Annotated in this window: 12 protein-coding genes; 10 read left to right on the forward strand and 2 right to left on the reverse strand. The window is 64.8% G+C overall.

The window, feature by feature from the left end; genetic code table 11:
• Positions 1 to 166 precede the first annotated feature (166 nt).
• From A5906_RS01975 to A5906_RS02020, 10 genes are all read left to right on the forward strand, one after another.
• Positions 167 to 1,162, forward strand: a complete 996-nt coding sequence (locus A5906_RS01975; RefSeq protein WP_080134018.1) for a TRAP transporter substrate-binding protein — start codon at positions 167 to 169, stop codon at positions 1,160 to 1,162.
• Positions 1,163 to 1,216: 54 nt separating this feature from the next.
• On the forward strand, positions 1,217 to 3,247 hold the full coding sequence (locus A5906_RS01980) for a sensor histidine kinase (RefSeq protein WP_080134019.1): 2,031 nt from the start codon (positions 1,217 to 1,219) through the stop codon (positions 3,245 to 3,247).
• A complete protein-coding gene (locus tag A5906_RS01985) occupies positions 3,217 to 4,962 on the forward strand; it encodes an ATP-binding response regulator (protein WP_080133589.1) in 1,746 nt (581 codons plus the stop codon). Before A5906_RS01980 ends, A5906_RS01985 begins: the two co-directional genes overlap by 31 nt.
• 10 nt (positions 4,963 to 4,972) lie before the next feature.
• Positions 4,973 to 5,707: a response regulator gene (locus A5906_RS01990; protein ID WP_080133590.1), complete on the forward strand. Its 735-nt coding sequence runs from the start codon at positions 4,973 to 4,975 to the stop codon at positions 5,705 to 5,707.
• A 433-nt stretch (positions 5,708 to 6,140) separates the two neighbouring features.
• Positions 6,141 to 6,752, forward strand: a complete 612-nt coding sequence (locus A5906_RS01995; protein ID WP_080133591.1) for a sigma-70 family RNA polymerase sigma factor — start codon at positions 6,141 to 6,143, stop codon at positions 6,750 to 6,752.
• 353 nt (positions 6,753 to 7,105) lie between these two features.
• Entirely contained in the window at positions 7,106 to 7,804 is a 699-nt protein-coding gene (locus A5906_RS02000) for a cytochrome c biogenesis CcdA family protein (protein WP_080133592.1), read from the forward strand.
• Positions 7,805 to 7,836: 32 nt separating this feature from the next.
• The gene (locus A5906_RS02005) at positions 7,837 to 8,400 is read left to right on the forward strand and encodes a thioredoxin family protein (RefSeq protein WP_080133593.1); all 564 of its coding nucleotides are present in this window, start codon (positions 7,837 to 7,839) and stop codon (positions 8,398 to 8,400) included.
• Between the two features lie 84 nt (positions 8,401 to 8,484).
• The gene (locus A5906_RS02010; protein WP_080133594.1) at positions 8,485 to 9,459 is read left to right on the forward strand and encodes a hypothetical protein; all 975 of its coding nucleotides are present in this window, start codon (positions 8,485 to 8,487) and stop codon (positions 9,457 to 9,459) included.
• 678 nt (positions 9,460 to 10,137) lie between these two features.
• Positions 10,138 to 10,731: a L,D-transpeptidase gene (locus tag A5906_RS02015; protein ID WP_080133595.1), complete on the forward strand. Its 594-nt coding sequence runs from the start codon at positions 10,138 to 10,140 to the stop codon at positions 10,729 to 10,731.
• 87 nt (positions 10,732 to 10,818) lie between these two features.
• Positions 10,819 to 11,856: an amino acid ABC transporter substrate-binding protein gene (locus tag A5906_RS02020; RefSeq protein WP_080133596.1), complete on the forward strand. Its 1,038-nt coding sequence runs from the start codon at positions 10,819 to 10,821 to the stop codon at positions 11,854 to 11,856.
• Positions 11,857 to 12,298: 442 nt separating this feature from the next.
• On the opposite strand, the gene A5906_RS02025 is transcribed toward A5906_RS02020, so the two are convergent.
• Together A5906_RS02025 and A5906_RS02030 are read right to left on the reverse strand one after the other, a co-directional pair.
• Positions 12,299 to 13,438, reverse strand: a complete 1,140-nt coding sequence (locus tag A5906_RS02025; protein ID WP_080133597.1) for an acyl-CoA dehydrogenase family protein — start codon at positions 13,436 to 13,438, stop codon at positions 12,299 to 12,301.
• A 142-nt stretch (positions 13,439 to 13,580) separates the two neighbouring features.
• The coding region (locus A5906_RS02030; RefSeq protein ID WP_245326557.1) for an acyl-CoA dehydrogenase family protein at positions 13,581 to 14,510 on the reverse strand (930 nt) is incomplete at its 5' end.

Consider the following 14,510-nt stretch of genomic DNA (forward strand, 5'->3'; position numbering starts at 1 on the left):
GCCCGGGATGGCCTCTGCCAGAGACCAGTCCCGATCGGAAGAGGCTCTAAATTCTTAATTTGACGCGTTTTCTTTACGCGAACCGGTATCCACTTCGCTCGAAAACGCTCTAGATTGCATTGAACCTTTTGGTCCCGCCATAGACTCCACCACTGAGGGGTTGAGTGTGCCAGTGCTGAACCGTGCCGAACTCTCGCGGACCGGGGTGATCTTCGTCGCGCTTCTGCTCGCCATCTGCGCGACGAGCGCCGTGGCGCGCGAATTTCGCGCCGCCGACACCCAGACCGAGGACTATCCGACCGTCCAGGCGCTGCGCTACATGGGCGCGCTGATCGCCGAGCGCACCAAGGGCCGGCACGAGATCAAGGTGTTCCACTCCCGCCAGCTCGGCGAGGAAAAGGAGACCATCGAGCAGACCCGGGCCGGCGCGATCGACCTCAACCGGACCAATGTCGCCCTGATCGGCAATTTCGTTCCGGCGATGAACGTGCTCGCCATGCCGTTCCTGTTCCGGTCCATCGAGCACATGCAGAAGGTGCTGGACGGGCCGATCGGCGGCGAGATCCTGAACAGTTTCGAGCCCTACGGCTTCGTCGGGCTCTGCTTCTACGATTCCGGAGCGCGCTCGATCTACAACGGCGTCCGCCCTGTCAGGAGCATCGAAGACCTTAAGGGCCTGCGGATCCGGGTGCAGCAGTCGGAGTTGATGAGCCAGATGATCCGCTCGCTCGGCGCCGAGCCGGTCGAGATGCCCTACGGGCAGGTGCTCACCGGGCTCGCCAATCACCTGATCGACGGCGCCGAAAACAACTGGCCATCTTTCGTGACCACCGACCATTACAAGCACGCCGGCCACTACACGCTCACCGAGCACACGATGAGCCCCGAGGTGCTGGTGATCTCGCTGAAGGCCTGGCGGAGCCTCTCGGCGGAGGACCAGGGCATTTTCAGGGAGGCCGCGCAGCGTTCCAGCCTGTTCATGCGCGAGAAGTGGCGCGACCTCGAGGAGCAGTCGCAGCTCAAAGCGCGGGCGGCCGGCGTCAGCATCGTCAGGGATATCGACCGCAAGCCGTTCGAGGATGCCATGGCGGCGATCTACGCCAAGGCCGCCCAGGACCCCGCCGCGGCCGCGCTGATCGAACGCATTCGCAAGGTGGAGTGAGTCGAGTTGCCCGCGCTTGGACACAGCGAGCACGCAGACAGGCCGCCCGGCCCGATCGGGCGGCTGCGCGCGCGGCTCGTCGGCGTGCTCCGGGCGGTGCCGATCCGGTGGCGCATCCTGTCGATCGCGGCGCTGAATTCCGCCGTCGTGGTGGTGCTGGTCGCGCTGATCTGGAACGGCTCGCAGGTGCTGAGCTCCGCCTGGGACGACGTGCGCCAGGTGCGCGAATCGGACCGCATCCTGGCGCTGCTCGAAAGCGAGACCGGGCGGCTGCACAATCTGATCCACCGCTACATCAACCAGCCGAGCCCGGACCTGTTCGCCGAGATATTGCTGCTGCGCGAGGCGGTGCTGGGCACGCTGAGCAACCGCGCCGCCAAGGACCCGATGCTGTCGGGCTCGGTCGAGGAGCTCGAGCGCACCACCGAGCGCTTTCTCAACGGCTTCGGCGAGCTGCGCAGCGTGCAGGCCACGATCGCCAAGACCTATGAGGAGCAGGTGCAGGGCCCGGCCAGGGACATGGCCGGCCTCTATTCCATCATCGAGGGCGCCACCGGCCATCGCGACGCGCTGATCTGGCCCTCGCTGGGAAAATCCCGCGAGGCCTTCACCGCGATGCTGGTCGCGGCCAATTCCTACTATCTGTCGCAGTCATCGGGCGCCGCCGACGACGCGCGCCGCCACACCGAGACGATCGAGAAGACCATTCCGGTCATGATCGATCTCGCCGACAACGACCTTCAGCGCATGGCGCTGCAACGGCTCGCCGCCCGCACCGCGTCCTTGCGCGAGGGCTTTGCAAAACTCTCCGAGCAGCTGACGAGCCGCACCGAGCTCTTGCGCAACACCATCGACGCCAGCCAGGCCGAGGCGATCGGCGCCATCGACGATCTCTCCACCAAGATGCGCCAGCGCGAGCAGAAGGCGCAGGAGACCTTCGACCACACGCTGGCCGACATCTCCCGCCGCGTGCTGTCCATCGCGGTGATCTTCCTCGGCATCATCCTCACCGCCGGCGTCCTGATCGCGCTGTCGATCCGCCTGCCGCTGCAGCAGATCATGGCCGCGATGCGCGCGATCACGCTCGGCAATCTCGACCGCGAGGTGCAGGGCACCAAGGCACGCGACGAGGTCGGCGCCATGGCGCGCGCGGTGGAAGTGTTCCGCGAGAACGCCATCGCCAAGCGCGAGACCGAGGACGAGCTGCGCGCGGCGAAGGAGAAGGCCGAGAGCGCGCTGGTCGAGCTCAATACCGCACAGCAGAACCTGATCGACGCCGAGAGGCTGGCCGCGCTCGGCGGTCTCGTCGCCGGCGTCGCCCACGAGGTCAACAATCCCATCGGCATCAGCCTGACGGTCGCCTCCAGCTTTGCCCGGCGCACCGACATCTTCGAGGCCCAGCTCAAGGGCGATGGCGGCCTGCGCCGCTCGCAGCTGGAGGAGTTCGTACAGTCCTCGCGCGACGCCTCGCAGCAGCTCGTCGCCAATCTCACCCGCGCCGGCGAGCTGATCCAGTCTTTCAAGCAGGTCGCGGTCGACCGCTCCCATGCCGAGCGGCGGCAGTTCTCGCTCAGCGAAGCCACCGACCAGATCATCGCGAGCTTAAGGCCCGTGCTGAAGCGCTCGCCGATCACGCTCGCCGTCGACGTGCCCGAGGGGCTGCTGCTCGACGGTTATCCCGGCTCCTACGGCCAGATCCTGACCAACCTGTTCCTCAATGCCGCCAACCACGCCTTCGCCGACGGGCGGGCCGGCACCATCACCATCTCGGCGCGGCCGCGCGGGGCCGACGATATCGAGATCATCTTCGCCGACGACGGGGCCGGCATGACCCCGGACGTGCAGCGCCAGGCCTTTGACCCATTCTTTACCACCCGGCGCAATGAAGGTGGTACGGGACTCGGGCTGCATATCGTTTATAACCTCGTCACCCAGCAGCTCGGCGGTCGCATGATGCTGGAATCCAAGCTGGGACAAGGCACCACTTTTCGCATTATCATGCCCCGGGTCGCCAAGGGCGGCGCGCAAAGCACAGAGACTGACGGGACTTCTCAATGGCCGAACAGGACGATGTCCTCCACCTGATCGACGACACCGGTACCGCGTCGGAGGACCAGAACGCACGAAAGTGGAAGATCGCCGTCATCGACGACGATCCGGCCGTGCATGACGGCACCCGTTTCGCGCTGTCCGACTACAGCCTCAACGGCCAGAGCCTGGAGATCCTGTCCGCCTATTCGGCGGCGGAAGGCCGCAAGCTGATGGCCGCGCACAGCGACATCGCCGCCGTGCTGCTCGACGTCATCATGGAGACGGATGTCGCCGGCCTCGAGCTGGTCGAGTTCATCCGCAACGAGATCAAGAACGAGACCGTTCGCATCATCCTGCGCACCGGCCAGCCCGGCCAGGCGCCGGAGCGGCGGGTGATCGTGCAGTACGACATCAACGACTACAAGGCCAAGACCGAGCTCACCGCGGACAAGCTGTTCACCTCGCTGACCGCGGCGCTGCGCTCCTACCAGCAGCTCGAGCGCATGGTGCAGACGCGGCGCGGGCTCGAGATCATCATCGATGCTGCGTCCACGCTGTACGACTTCAAGTCGATGCAGCGGCTCGCCGAGGGCGTGCTGACCCAGCTCGCCTCGCTGCTCAATGCCGATTGTGCCGGTATACTGGTCCTGCGCGACAATGGCGGCATCGACCCCGAGCTCTCGGTGCTCGCGGGCAGCGGCTGCTACAGCCGCTTCATCGGCACGACGTCATCCAAGGCACTCGACCCCGATCTGCGCGCGATGGTGGAGGCCGCCTTCCAGGGCCGCAAGAACGAATTCGCCGACCATCGCAGCGTGATCTACCTGCGCACCGGATCCGGCCGCGAGGTGGTGGTGCTGCTGCAGGCCGAGCGCGAGCTGTCGGAGACCGACCGCTCGCTGGTGGAGATCTTCTCCAGCCGGCTCTCGATCGCCTTCGACAACGTCATCCTCTACCAGCAGCTTCAGGACGCCAACACCCAGCTGGAAGACCGCGTCGCCCAGCGCACCCGCGCCCTGATGCAGGCCAACCGCCGCCTGTCGGCGCAATGGCTGCGGCTGCAGCGCGCCAACGGCTTCAAGAACGAGATCCTGGGCACCGTCGCGCATGATCTGAAGAATCCGCTCGGCGTCATCCTCGGCCGCACCGAGATGCTGAAGGAGCTGATATCGACCGGCGCATCGGAAAGCGGCGTGGTCGCCCAGGTCGATCACATCCGCGACGCCACCAAGCGCCTGACCACGATGGTCGACCATCTGATCTCGGACGCGATGGCGGATGCCTTCGACATCACCATCCGGCGCGAGCCGGTCGACGTCGCGGCGCTGGTCAAGGAGGTCGCCGAGGCCAACCAGCCGCTCGCGGTCAACAAGCAGCAGGCGATCAGCGTTACCGCGCCGCCCAACATCGTCACCATGTGCGACACCGACCGCATCCGCGAGGCGATCGACAACCTCATCAGCAATGCCATCAAATACTCGCCGATCGGCGGCAAGATCGGCGTTGCCGTGATCCACGAGGGCAGCGAAACCATCGTCCGCGTCAGCGACGAGGGCGCCGGCCTGTCGCCGGAGGATCTCGGCCGCCTGTTCGGCCGGTTCCAGCGGCTGTCCGCCAAGCCGACCGCCGGCGAGAGCTCGACGGGGCTTGGCCTCTCCATCGTCAAGCGTATCATCGACATGCACGGCGGCGAGGTGACCGCCGACAGCGACGGCCCCGGCAAGGGCTCGACCTTCACCATCACCCTCCCCGCGACCGAGATGCCGTGACCTGAAGACCATGACCCAAAGCCAGCACATCATGATCGTCGACGACGAAGCTCCAGCCCGGGAGATGGTCGGCGATTACCTCAAGATGCACGGCTTCACCGTGACGCTGTGCGACGGCGGCAAGAGCCTGCGCGCCGCGATCGAAGGCGGCATGCCCGATCTCGTCGTGCTCGATCTCAACATGCCCGAGGAAGACGGGCTCTCGATCATCCGCGACCTCAAGAGTCGCAACAACGTGCCCGTCATCATGCTGACGGCGACCGCGAGCCCGATCGACCGCGTCGTCGGCCTCGAGCTCGGCGCCGACGATTACGTGGCAAAGCCCTGCGAGCTGCGCGAGCTGATGGCGCGCATCCGCTCGGTGCTGCGGCGGAGCACGCCGGCGAAGGCGGCAGCGGAGACTGCGGCGGCGAAATCCGACAAGGACCAGCTGGTGCGCTTCGGCACCAAATGGCTCGACCTCGAAGCACAGGCGCTGCGCGACGACGAAGGCAACGAGCATCCGCTGACCGCCTCCGAATTCGGATTGCTCAAGGTGTTCGCGGCCAATCCAAAGCGCGTGCTGTCGCGCGAGCGGCTGCTGGAGCTCGCCAACGCGCGCGACGCCGAAGCCTTCGACCGCGCGGTGGATCTGCGCATCATGCGTATCCGCCGCAAGATCGAGCCCGATCCGGCAAAGCCCGCCGTGATCCGCACCATCCGCGGCGGCGGCTATCTGTTCTCGCCGCAGGGCGAGAAGGCGTAGGGGCGCGCGCCTACCCAGCGCTGTCGTCCCGGGGCGCGAAGCGAGCCCGGGCCCCATAATCACAGGAAGTGGTTATGACCCAGGTTGGTAACTTGCGGGTCTTCGTCAAACTATATCCTGCGGCTATGGATCCGGGGCCGCGCGGCGCGCGCCCCCGGACGACGGCGCTGGGTGTCGCGCGACCAAACGCAATCGCCCGAAATACGTTCCCCTCGCCTGTGTCCGCCTCAAAATCCCCACCCCGTATTTTCCGTATATTGAAATTCCACGACTTTTTGCTCCGAATGTTTCGTCGCGCCCTCTGGGACGAAACAATTTGGCGGCGCACGAAACCATTTTCCGCTTTTCGAGCAGACGTCCCGAAACGTTGGCTGATTAACACTTTGCTCCAAGGAAACGCCGCTCAGTTGCGGCGCTACGGGGAGCCAAGTCCATGCCGAACGTCATCGCCATCAACGCCCAGGCCAGCCAGAGCATCATTGCCGCTCAGGCGACTTCGGACGACATGCTTCTCGAAAGCATTGCCGACGGCAACCGGACCGCGATGCACATCCTCTATTGCCGGCACAATGTGCGGGTCTACCGTTTCATCCTGCGCATCGTGCGCGACGCCACCACGGCGGAAGACCTGGTCAGCCAGGTGTTTTTGGACGTGTGGCGGACCGCCGGCCAATTCCAGGGCCGCTCGCAGGTCTCGACTTGGCTCCTCTCGATCGCACGCTTCAAGGCGCTGACCGCGATGCGCCAGCGCCGTTTCGAGGACATCGACCAGGAAGACGTGCGCCAGATCCCCGACGATTGCGACACGCCGGAGACTTCGCTCGACCGCAGCGACACCAGCGCCATCCTGCGCGCCTGTGTGGCAAAGCTGTCGCCCGCGCATCGCGAGATCATCAACCTCATCTACTACCACGAGAAGTCGGTGGAGGAGGTCGGACAGATCATCGGCATCCCCCAGAGCACGGTAAAGACGAGGATGTTCTATGCCCGCAAGCAACTGGCCGATTTGCTTAAGGGCGCCGGCGTCGATCGTTTTGCCGCGTAAGTTAAATGATTTCAAAGTGATAGGGTCGGACTTCCGGCCCTGTCACCGGACACGGAAGCGTTACCGCCCACGAAACAATTGAAACAAACGACAACATCAGGCGGAAAAACTTCTCCCCTATAAAGCCCCCATTCGGTTTCGTTAAACCTCCCAAGACTTCCAGCGACCCGGACGATGCCCCGTCCGGGTCGTTTTGTATTTGGAGCCCAAGCCCTCGCGGAATGCGGCGGGTGAGGGTTCTTTCCTCTGGGGCGTGTTCCGTCGCGGAAAGTGCCCGTCACGAAGCCGTGACGCCCCGTAACGCCTGACACATCCATTCCGAACTGCCTCGTGACCGTCATTGCGAGTGCGCCATGCTTGAACTCCTATTCGCCGTCCTTGCCGGAATCCTCACGATCGCCGCGCCCTGCACATTGCCGATGCTGCCGATCCTGCTTGGCGCCTCGGTCGGGCACTCTTCGCAGCTGCGCCCCGCGATGATCGCGCTCGGCTTCGTCGTCTCCTTCTCCGCCGTGGCGCTGCTGCTGGGCGCGCTGACGCGGGCCTTCGATTTCGATCCGAACGTGCTGCGGGAGGCGGCGTCGATCCTGCTGCTCGGCTTCGGGCTGCTGATGCTGTGGCCGGCGCCATTCGAATGGCTCTCGATCCGGCTGAATGGCTGGCTCGATCTCGGCAATGCCGGCAGCACGCAGCGCGAGGGCGCGCTCGGCGGGCTGGTGCTCGGCACCACGCTCGGCCTGGTCTGGACGCCCTGCGCCGGTCCCGTGCTCGGCTCGATCCTGACGCTGGTGGCGACCTCGAAGAACCTTGGCTGGGCCGGCACGTTGCTCGTCGCCTACGCCATCGGCGCTGCGATCCCGATGCTGGGAATAGCCTATGGCGGACAGGCCGCGACCACGCGCGTGCGCAGCCTCGCGCGGATCTCGCCGCGCCTGCAGCAGGGGTTTGGCGTGGTCGTGATCGCCTTCGCCGTCGCCGCCTATTTCCAATACGACACGCTGATCGTGGCGTGGCTTACCGGATTCTATCCCACCGGCCAGATCGGCCTGTGATCATCCCAACACTTCACCGAAAGGACGCTTCCATGACGCTCAAACTGCTCGCAATGTCTGCTGCACTGATCGGCATCACCGTCACCGGCGCCGTCATCCCCGGCATCTGCGGCGAGGCCGCGCGTGCGACGCCCATCGTCACCGCCGCCGCGAGCCAGCAGACCGCGCCCGATTTCACCGGCATCACCAACTGGTTCAACTCGAAGCCGCTGAGCCTTGCCGACCTGCGCGGCAAGGTCGTGCTGGTCGACTTCTGGACCTATGGCTGCGTCAACTGCGTCAACACGCTGCCGCACGTCACCGACCTCTATGCCAAGTACAAGGACAAGGGCCTCGTCGTGGTCGGCGTGCACACGCCGGAATTCCCGTTCGAGCGCTCGGCCTCGAACGTGCAGGCGGCGCTGAAGCGCCACGGCATCACCTATCCGGTGGCGCAGGACAACGATTCCAGCACCTGGAACGCCTACAGCAACCAGTATTGGCCGGCGCAATACATCATCGACCAGACCGGCAAGATCGTGTTCCAGCACGCCGGCGAAGGCCGCTACGACGAGATCGACCGCACCGTGGCCAAGCTGCTGAACGTCAGCAGCTGAAGCGGGATTGCCTCCCCGCGCGTTGTTGCTTGACTCCACGGACCCGTCCGTGGAGTTTCGCGCCATCGGAATCAGCCGCCCGCAATGGACGACGCGCACACCAGCACCGACATCCGCCTTCGTGAAGGCTCCTCGATCGCGCAGCGGCTGGTCATGTCCGGCTTCGCGGCCGCCGTTGCGCTGTGCTTCACGCCGGGTCTGTTCACGCACGATACGCTGGAGATCATCATCTCGGTGGTGGCGCTGCTGGTGGGAGCCGGATTCGTCGTCGGCATCCTGATGGCGCCGGCGGTGGTGTGGATCATCACGCCCGACGAGATCCTGATCGGGCAGCAACGGCCGTTCGGGAAACTGCAGACGCGGATCGTCACGAAGGACGAGATCAGCGGACTGCAAGTTCCCGGCAGCAAGAGGGTGAAGGCCCGCTTTCAACTCGTCTTCACGCTGGTCTCGGGGGAGCGCCTGACGTCGCCACCGATCTCCGACGTCACGCATGTTCATGACACCGTGGCGCGGATCGCCGCGCAGTTCGACGTTCCCAATGTCGAGGCCCCCAGCAATCCGCTCGATGCCAGCAATCCCGAGATGCATCTTGGCGAGCCGCTCGAGGCGTTTTCCGCGCGGGACATTCGCATCGTCGCGTTGATTGCCGTCGCGTTGTCCGCCGTGCCCTACGCCTACAAGCTCTGGCGCGGCTGGCCGCCCAGCCATGTCGATATCCTGCTGCTGCCGCTCGGCGTGCTCGCGGCGATCGCGGTCTACAGATACGCCAACCTCGCGACCGGCGCGTTCTGGATCATCCGGGAGAACGATATTCGCGTCGAACGTCTCTGGGGCGACGGCACGCCGCGCACGGACAGCATCGAGGGACACGAAGTCAAGACGATCACCGTCGACCGCCGCGGCCGGTCGGAGGACGAGCACTGCATCGTCACGATCCGCCTGCGCTGGGGAAAGCGGTTTCGCAGCCCCCGGATCGGCTCGCGGGTCGAGGCCCGGGCGGTCGGGACCGAAATCGTGCGGCGGCTGGGGATCGGGGCGGAGAGCAACAAGATCTAGCTCTCCCCGCTTGCAGCGCTGTGGGCGCACTTGAAAGAGAGCTGACAAGGTACCCCGCAGCCATCCTTCGAGACGCCTGCCTCCGGCGGGCCCTCAGGATGAGGGCGGAGAACGCGGCAGCTATGTTCGACGGGCGCCGATGCGTCTGAGCGGCATTTAGGTAGCAAACTCACCGAGCCTTGTTTGGGGGAACGCTGCCTGTCTCGTTACTATCCCAGCCTATGAAACCGAGGCTATGGACTAAAGATGACACTCTTCTAGAGCTAGTTCCGTTCGCCCTTGGGCTCGGAGTGCTTTGGGCGCTCGTCGGCCTCGCCACAGGCGGAGGATGGTTCTATGCCGCGATCTTTGGTGCCGCCGGATTGGCGGAGTGCCCGATCCATTACCTAGCGGCACGTTACTACTACAGACGTCACCCGGATGAGTGAGCTTGTCCAAACGGGGGAGTGAAGTGCCGGTCGCAGTTGGCGGGCGACGGAGGAGGGAGCGCACCACCACAGCGACAGCAAACTGTGCTTTTCGCGCCATCCCCTGTTTGTGGCATTGCCCCGGCCCCGTCAAAAAACCAAAGCATTCTCGTGACATATCAGCCGCGCGCGCCATCAACTTGCCATGAACATGCCCCTGAGATTTGATGGTTCCGAATGATTTGCGCTGTGGCAGCGGGGAGAGCTTGAAATGACGGATTATCGTCGCCTGACCGGGGCGTTCATGACGGCCCTCAGCCTGGTCCTGACCACCTCATACGCCTCCGCTCAGCAGCCCGACCGCGGCGACGAGCCGGGCCTGATCGCCGACGACGCCTATCAGCTCGAGCCGGAATGGCAGAAGCAGGTGGTGTACTTCCGCACCACGGAAGCGCCGGGCACCATCATCGTCTCGACCGCCGAACGGCACCTCTATCTGGTCCAGCCGGGCGGGCGCGCGATCCGCTATGGCATCGGCGTCGGCCGCGACGGCTTCCAGTGGCAGGGCCTGGTGACCATCACCAACAAGAAGGAATGGCCGGACTGGACGCCGCCGCCGGAGATGATCCAACGCCAGCCCTACCTGCCGCGATTCATGGCCGGCGGCCCCGGCAATCCGCTGGGCGCCCGCGCCATGTATCTGGGCACCACGGTCTATCGCATCCACGGCACCAACCGCCCTGACACGATCGGCACCAAAGTGTCCTCGGGCTGCTTCCGTCTCGTCAACAACGACGTCGCCGATCTCTATGACCGCGTCCCCGTCGGCACCAAGGTCGTGATCCGGCAAAAGCCCGAACTCTAAGGGCGATGGTTCGAGCATGATCGCACCGATCATGCTCTCCCCCTCCTTCCATTATCCTTTTCCCGATTTTTTCGAGAGAGAGACATCATGCGCACTTTTCGAGCCGGCCTGCTGATCGGGCTCGCGGTCGCCGTGCTGGTCGGCGTATTGGCGGTGATCTATGAGTTTTACGATACCCGCACCCTGAAGCGCACGGTTCGCCGCGGCGAGGTGCTGTGCGGCGTCAACAAGGGGCTGCCGGGCTTCTCGATCCCCGATGACAAGGGCAACTGGACCGGCTTCGACGTCGATTTCTGCCGCGCGGTGGCGGCGGCGATCTTCAACGACCCGAGCAAGGCGAAGTTCGTTCCGCTCGACGCCAGCGAGCGCTTCAAGGAACTGCAGAGCCGCAAGGTCGACATCCTCTCGCGCAACTCGACCTGGAGCATGGCACGCGAGCTCGACTACGACCTCTATTTCCCCGCGGTCGCCTATTACGACGGCGCAGGCTTCATGCTGCCGCGTTCGCGCAACAAGGAGACTTCCCTGGACCTGACCGGCAGCAAGGTCTGCGTGCAGGCCGGCACCACCACGGCGCTCAACGTCTCCGACTACTTCCGTGCCAACAACATGAAGTATGAAGAGGTGAAGTTCGACAAGCTCGACGACGTGCTGAAGGCTTATGACACGGGCAAGTGCGACACGCTCTCCGCCGACGTCTCCCAGCTCTATGCGCTGAGGCTGAACCTCTCAAAGCCCGGCGATCACATGATCCTGCCGGACATGATCTCCAAGGAGCCGCTCGCCCCCGTCGTGCGCCAGCGCGACGACGACTGGATGATGATCGTGAAGTGGACACTCTACGCCATGATCAACGCCGAAGAGCTCGGCGTCTCCTCGGAGAACATCGACGAGGCCTTGAAGTCGAAGAAGCCGGAAGTGATGCGCCTCGTCGGCACCGAGGGCAATTACGGCGAGCAGCTCGGCCTCACCAAGGACTGGGTCGTCCGCGTCATCCGCCACGTCGGCAATTACGGCGAGATGTACGAGCGCAACATCGGCGAGAAGTCCAAGCTGAAGATTCCGCGCGGCATGAACCAGTTGTGGAATGCCGGCGGCGTGCAGTACGCGCCGCCGATGCGGTAAGACGGCCTAACCACCGTCATTGCGAGCGAAGCGAAGCAATCCAGAATCCTTCCACGGCGACAGTCCGGATTGCTTCGTCGCAAGCGCTCCTCGCAAACACGGGCTTGGGGCGAGCACTCCCCACACCCTCAACTGTCATCGCCCGCGAAAGCGGGCGATCCAGTATTCCAGAGACGTCAATCGGATACGGAGAGGCCGCGGCGTACTGGGTCGCCCGATCAAGCCGGGCGACGACACCGATTGCGAGGCGATAGCGCCGTAGCCCGCATGAGCGAAGCGATATGCGGGGTCGGTGCCCGCGGCATTCCCGGATGTCGCTGCGCTCATCCGGGCTACGCGACTCTCTCGCAACGGACAGACCTTTTCCTGAGCTACCCCTCTCCCCCGCCCTCTCCCACAAGGGGGGAGGGAGCGCAGGGTGCCGTGTTGCACGAGTGGCGCCTCAATACCCCCGCGCTCGCGCCAGCTGCTCGGTGTGGTAGTTGGCGTCGCCGAACAGCTCCTCGCAGATCCGCGCGCGCTTCATGAAGAAGCCGATGTCGAACTGGTCGGTCATGCCCATGCCGCCATGCATCTGCACGCCTTCCTGCACCGCGCGCGTGGCGGTGGTGCCGGCGCGGGCTTTTGCGACCGCGACGGCTGAGGCGGCCTTGGCGACGTCGGCGTCGAGCGCCTGCAGCGCCTTCATCACGGCGGCACGGGTGATCTCGATGTCGACATAGAGCTGGGCGGCGCGGTGCTGCAGCGCCTGGAATTCGCCGATCAGCTTGCCGAACTGCTTTCTGTTCTTGAGGTACTCGACCGTGCGGCCAAATACCTCGTCGCTGAGGCCGACCATTTCGGCGGCGACCGCGCCGCGGCCGATGTCGAGAATGCCGTCGAGCAGGCCAGCTGCCTGATCGACCTCGCCGAGCACGCTGTCGGCGGTGAGCTCGACATTCGCGAACTCGATCCGCGCTGCATTGTGCGCGTCGACCATGATGGTGCGCTCGATCGCAACCCCCTTGGCCTTGGAGTTCACCAGGAATAGCGTCAGCCCTTCGCGCTTGCCGGCAGCGCCCGCGGTGCGGGCGGCGACAATGAAGAGATCGGCGACATGGCCGTCGACCACCAGCGCCTTGGCGCCGGATAGCTTGAAACCGTTGCCGGCGCGCACGGCCTGCAAGTTCGTCTGCAGCGGGCGGTGTTTTGCGCCCTCGTCGATCGCCAGCGTCGCAAGCAGCGAACCATTGGAAATTTTCGGCAGATATTCCGACTTCTGCGCGGCGCTGCCGCCGCGGTTCAGCGCAGAGGCCGCGACCACGCTGGTGGCAAGGAAGGGCGACGGCATCAAGGTGCGGCCGATCTCCTCGGTGACAATACCGGCCTCCATGAAGCCGAGACCGCTGCCGCCGAACTCTTCCGGCACGAGCAGGCCGGCGTAGCCCATCTCGGCAAACGACTGCCACAGCTCCTTGGAGAAGCCGGTGGGATCCTTGCTGTCGCGCAGATGGCGCAAGTGCGACACCGGCGCCTTGTCGCTGATCAGCCCGCGCGCGGAATCGCGGAGCATCGATTGTTCTTCGGTGAGGACGAGGGCCATGTGCAAAGTCTCTAACGTCTGGAAATTCGTTGGTGTCATTCCGGGGCGATGCGAAGGATCGAACTACGGAGCGCAATTGCGCTCCGGAGAATCTCGAAGTTCCGGGTTCGGTCCTGCGGACCGCCCCGGAACGACGGCGGAGTTAGGCCCCCGGCAAATCCAGGATGCGCTTGGCGACGATGCCGAGCATGACCTCGGACGTGCCGCCCTCGATCGAATTGGCCTTGGTGCGCAGCCAGGCGCGCGGGCGGGCGCCCTGCCTGGAGCGCTCGCTCTCCCATTCCAGCGCATCGACACCGCCGGCCGACATCAGGATCTCGTAGCGGCGCTTGTTGAGCTCGGTGCCGTAATATTTCATCGCCGAGGAGAACGCCGGATGCGCCTGTCCCGCCTTGGCAAGATCGACCGCACGCTCGGCGCAGGCTGCAAGCGCGGCCTCATCGACGTCGAAGCTCGCGATCTGGCCGCGGAGCATGGCATCATCAAGCCGCCCCAGCGCATCGGTGCCGACGGAATCGGCCGCGATCTGGCCGAGCGGACGGCCGACGCCGCGCTCGCCCATGCCTGAGATCATCGCGCGCTCGTGCTGGAGCAGATATTTTGCGACATCCCAGCCGCGGTTGACGGTGCCGACCACGTGCGACTTCGGCACGCGGACGCCGTCGAAGAAGGTCTCGCAGAACGGCGAGTAGCCGGAGATCAGCAGGATCGGCTTGGTCGTCACGCCCTTCGAGGTCATGTCGAACAGGATGAAGCTGATGCCGTCGTGCTTCTTCGCAGTGGGATCGGTGCGGACGAGACAGAAGATCCAGTCAGCGTAATTGGCGTAGGAGGTCCAGATCTTCGAGCCCGTGATGACGAAGTCATCGCCGTCGCTCTCGGCGCGGGTTTGGAGCGAGGCAAGATCGGAGCCGGCATTCGGCTCGGAATAGCCCTGGCACCAGCGGATCTCGCCCGCGGCGATCTTCGGGAGATGCTCCTTCTTCTGGGCATCATTGCCGTATTTCAGCAATGCCGGTCCAAGCATCCAGATGCCGAAGCTCGACAACGGCGGCCGCGCGCCCATTTTCGC

This window comes from Bradyrhizobium sacchari (assembly GCF_002068095.1).
GTDB lineage: Bacteria > Pseudomonadota > Alphaproteobacteria > Rhizobiales > Xanthobacteraceae > Bradyrhizobium > Bradyrhizobium sacchari.

What these genes read in the sequence shown, in the direction of transcription:
- A5906_RS02000 (WP_080133592.1), top strand. Translation starts at nt 7,106, where the DNA reads ATGCTTGAACTCCTATTCGCCGTCCTTGCCGGAATCCTCACGATCGCC.
- A5906_RS02010 (WP_080133594.1), top strand. Translation starts at nt 8,485, where the DNA reads ATGGACGACGCGCACACCAGCACCGACATCCGCCTTCGTGAAGGCTCC.
- A5906_RS01995 (WP_080133591.1), top strand. Translation starts at nt 6,141, where the DNA reads ATGCCGAACGTCATCGCCATCAACGCCCAGGCCAGCCAGAGCATCATT.
- A5906_RS01990 (WP_080133590.1), top strand. Translation starts at nt 4,973, where the DNA reads ATGACCCAAAGCCAGCACATCATGATCGTCGACGACGAAGCTCCAGCC.
- A5906_RS02020 (WP_080133596.1), top strand. Translation starts at nt 10,819, where the DNA reads ATGCGCACTTTTCGAGCCGGCCTGCTGATCGGGCTCGCGGTCGCCGTG.
- A5906_RS02015 (WP_080133595.1), top strand. Translation starts at nt 10,138, where the DNA reads ATGACGGATTATCGTCGCCTGACCGGGGCGTTCATGACGGCCCTCAGC.
- A5906_RS01985 (WP_080133589.1), top strand. Translation starts at nt 3,217, where the DNA reads ATGGCCGAACAGGACGATGTCCTCCACCTGATCGACGACACCGGTACC.
- A5906_RS02025 (WP_080133597.1), bottom strand. Translation starts at nt 13,438, where the DNA reads ATGGCCCTCGTCCTCACCGAAGAACAATCGATGCTCCGCGATTCCGCG.
- A5906_RS02005 (WP_080133593.1), top strand. Translation starts at nt 7,837, where the DNA reads ATGACGCTCAAACTGCTCGCAATGTCTGCTGCACTGATCGGCATCACC.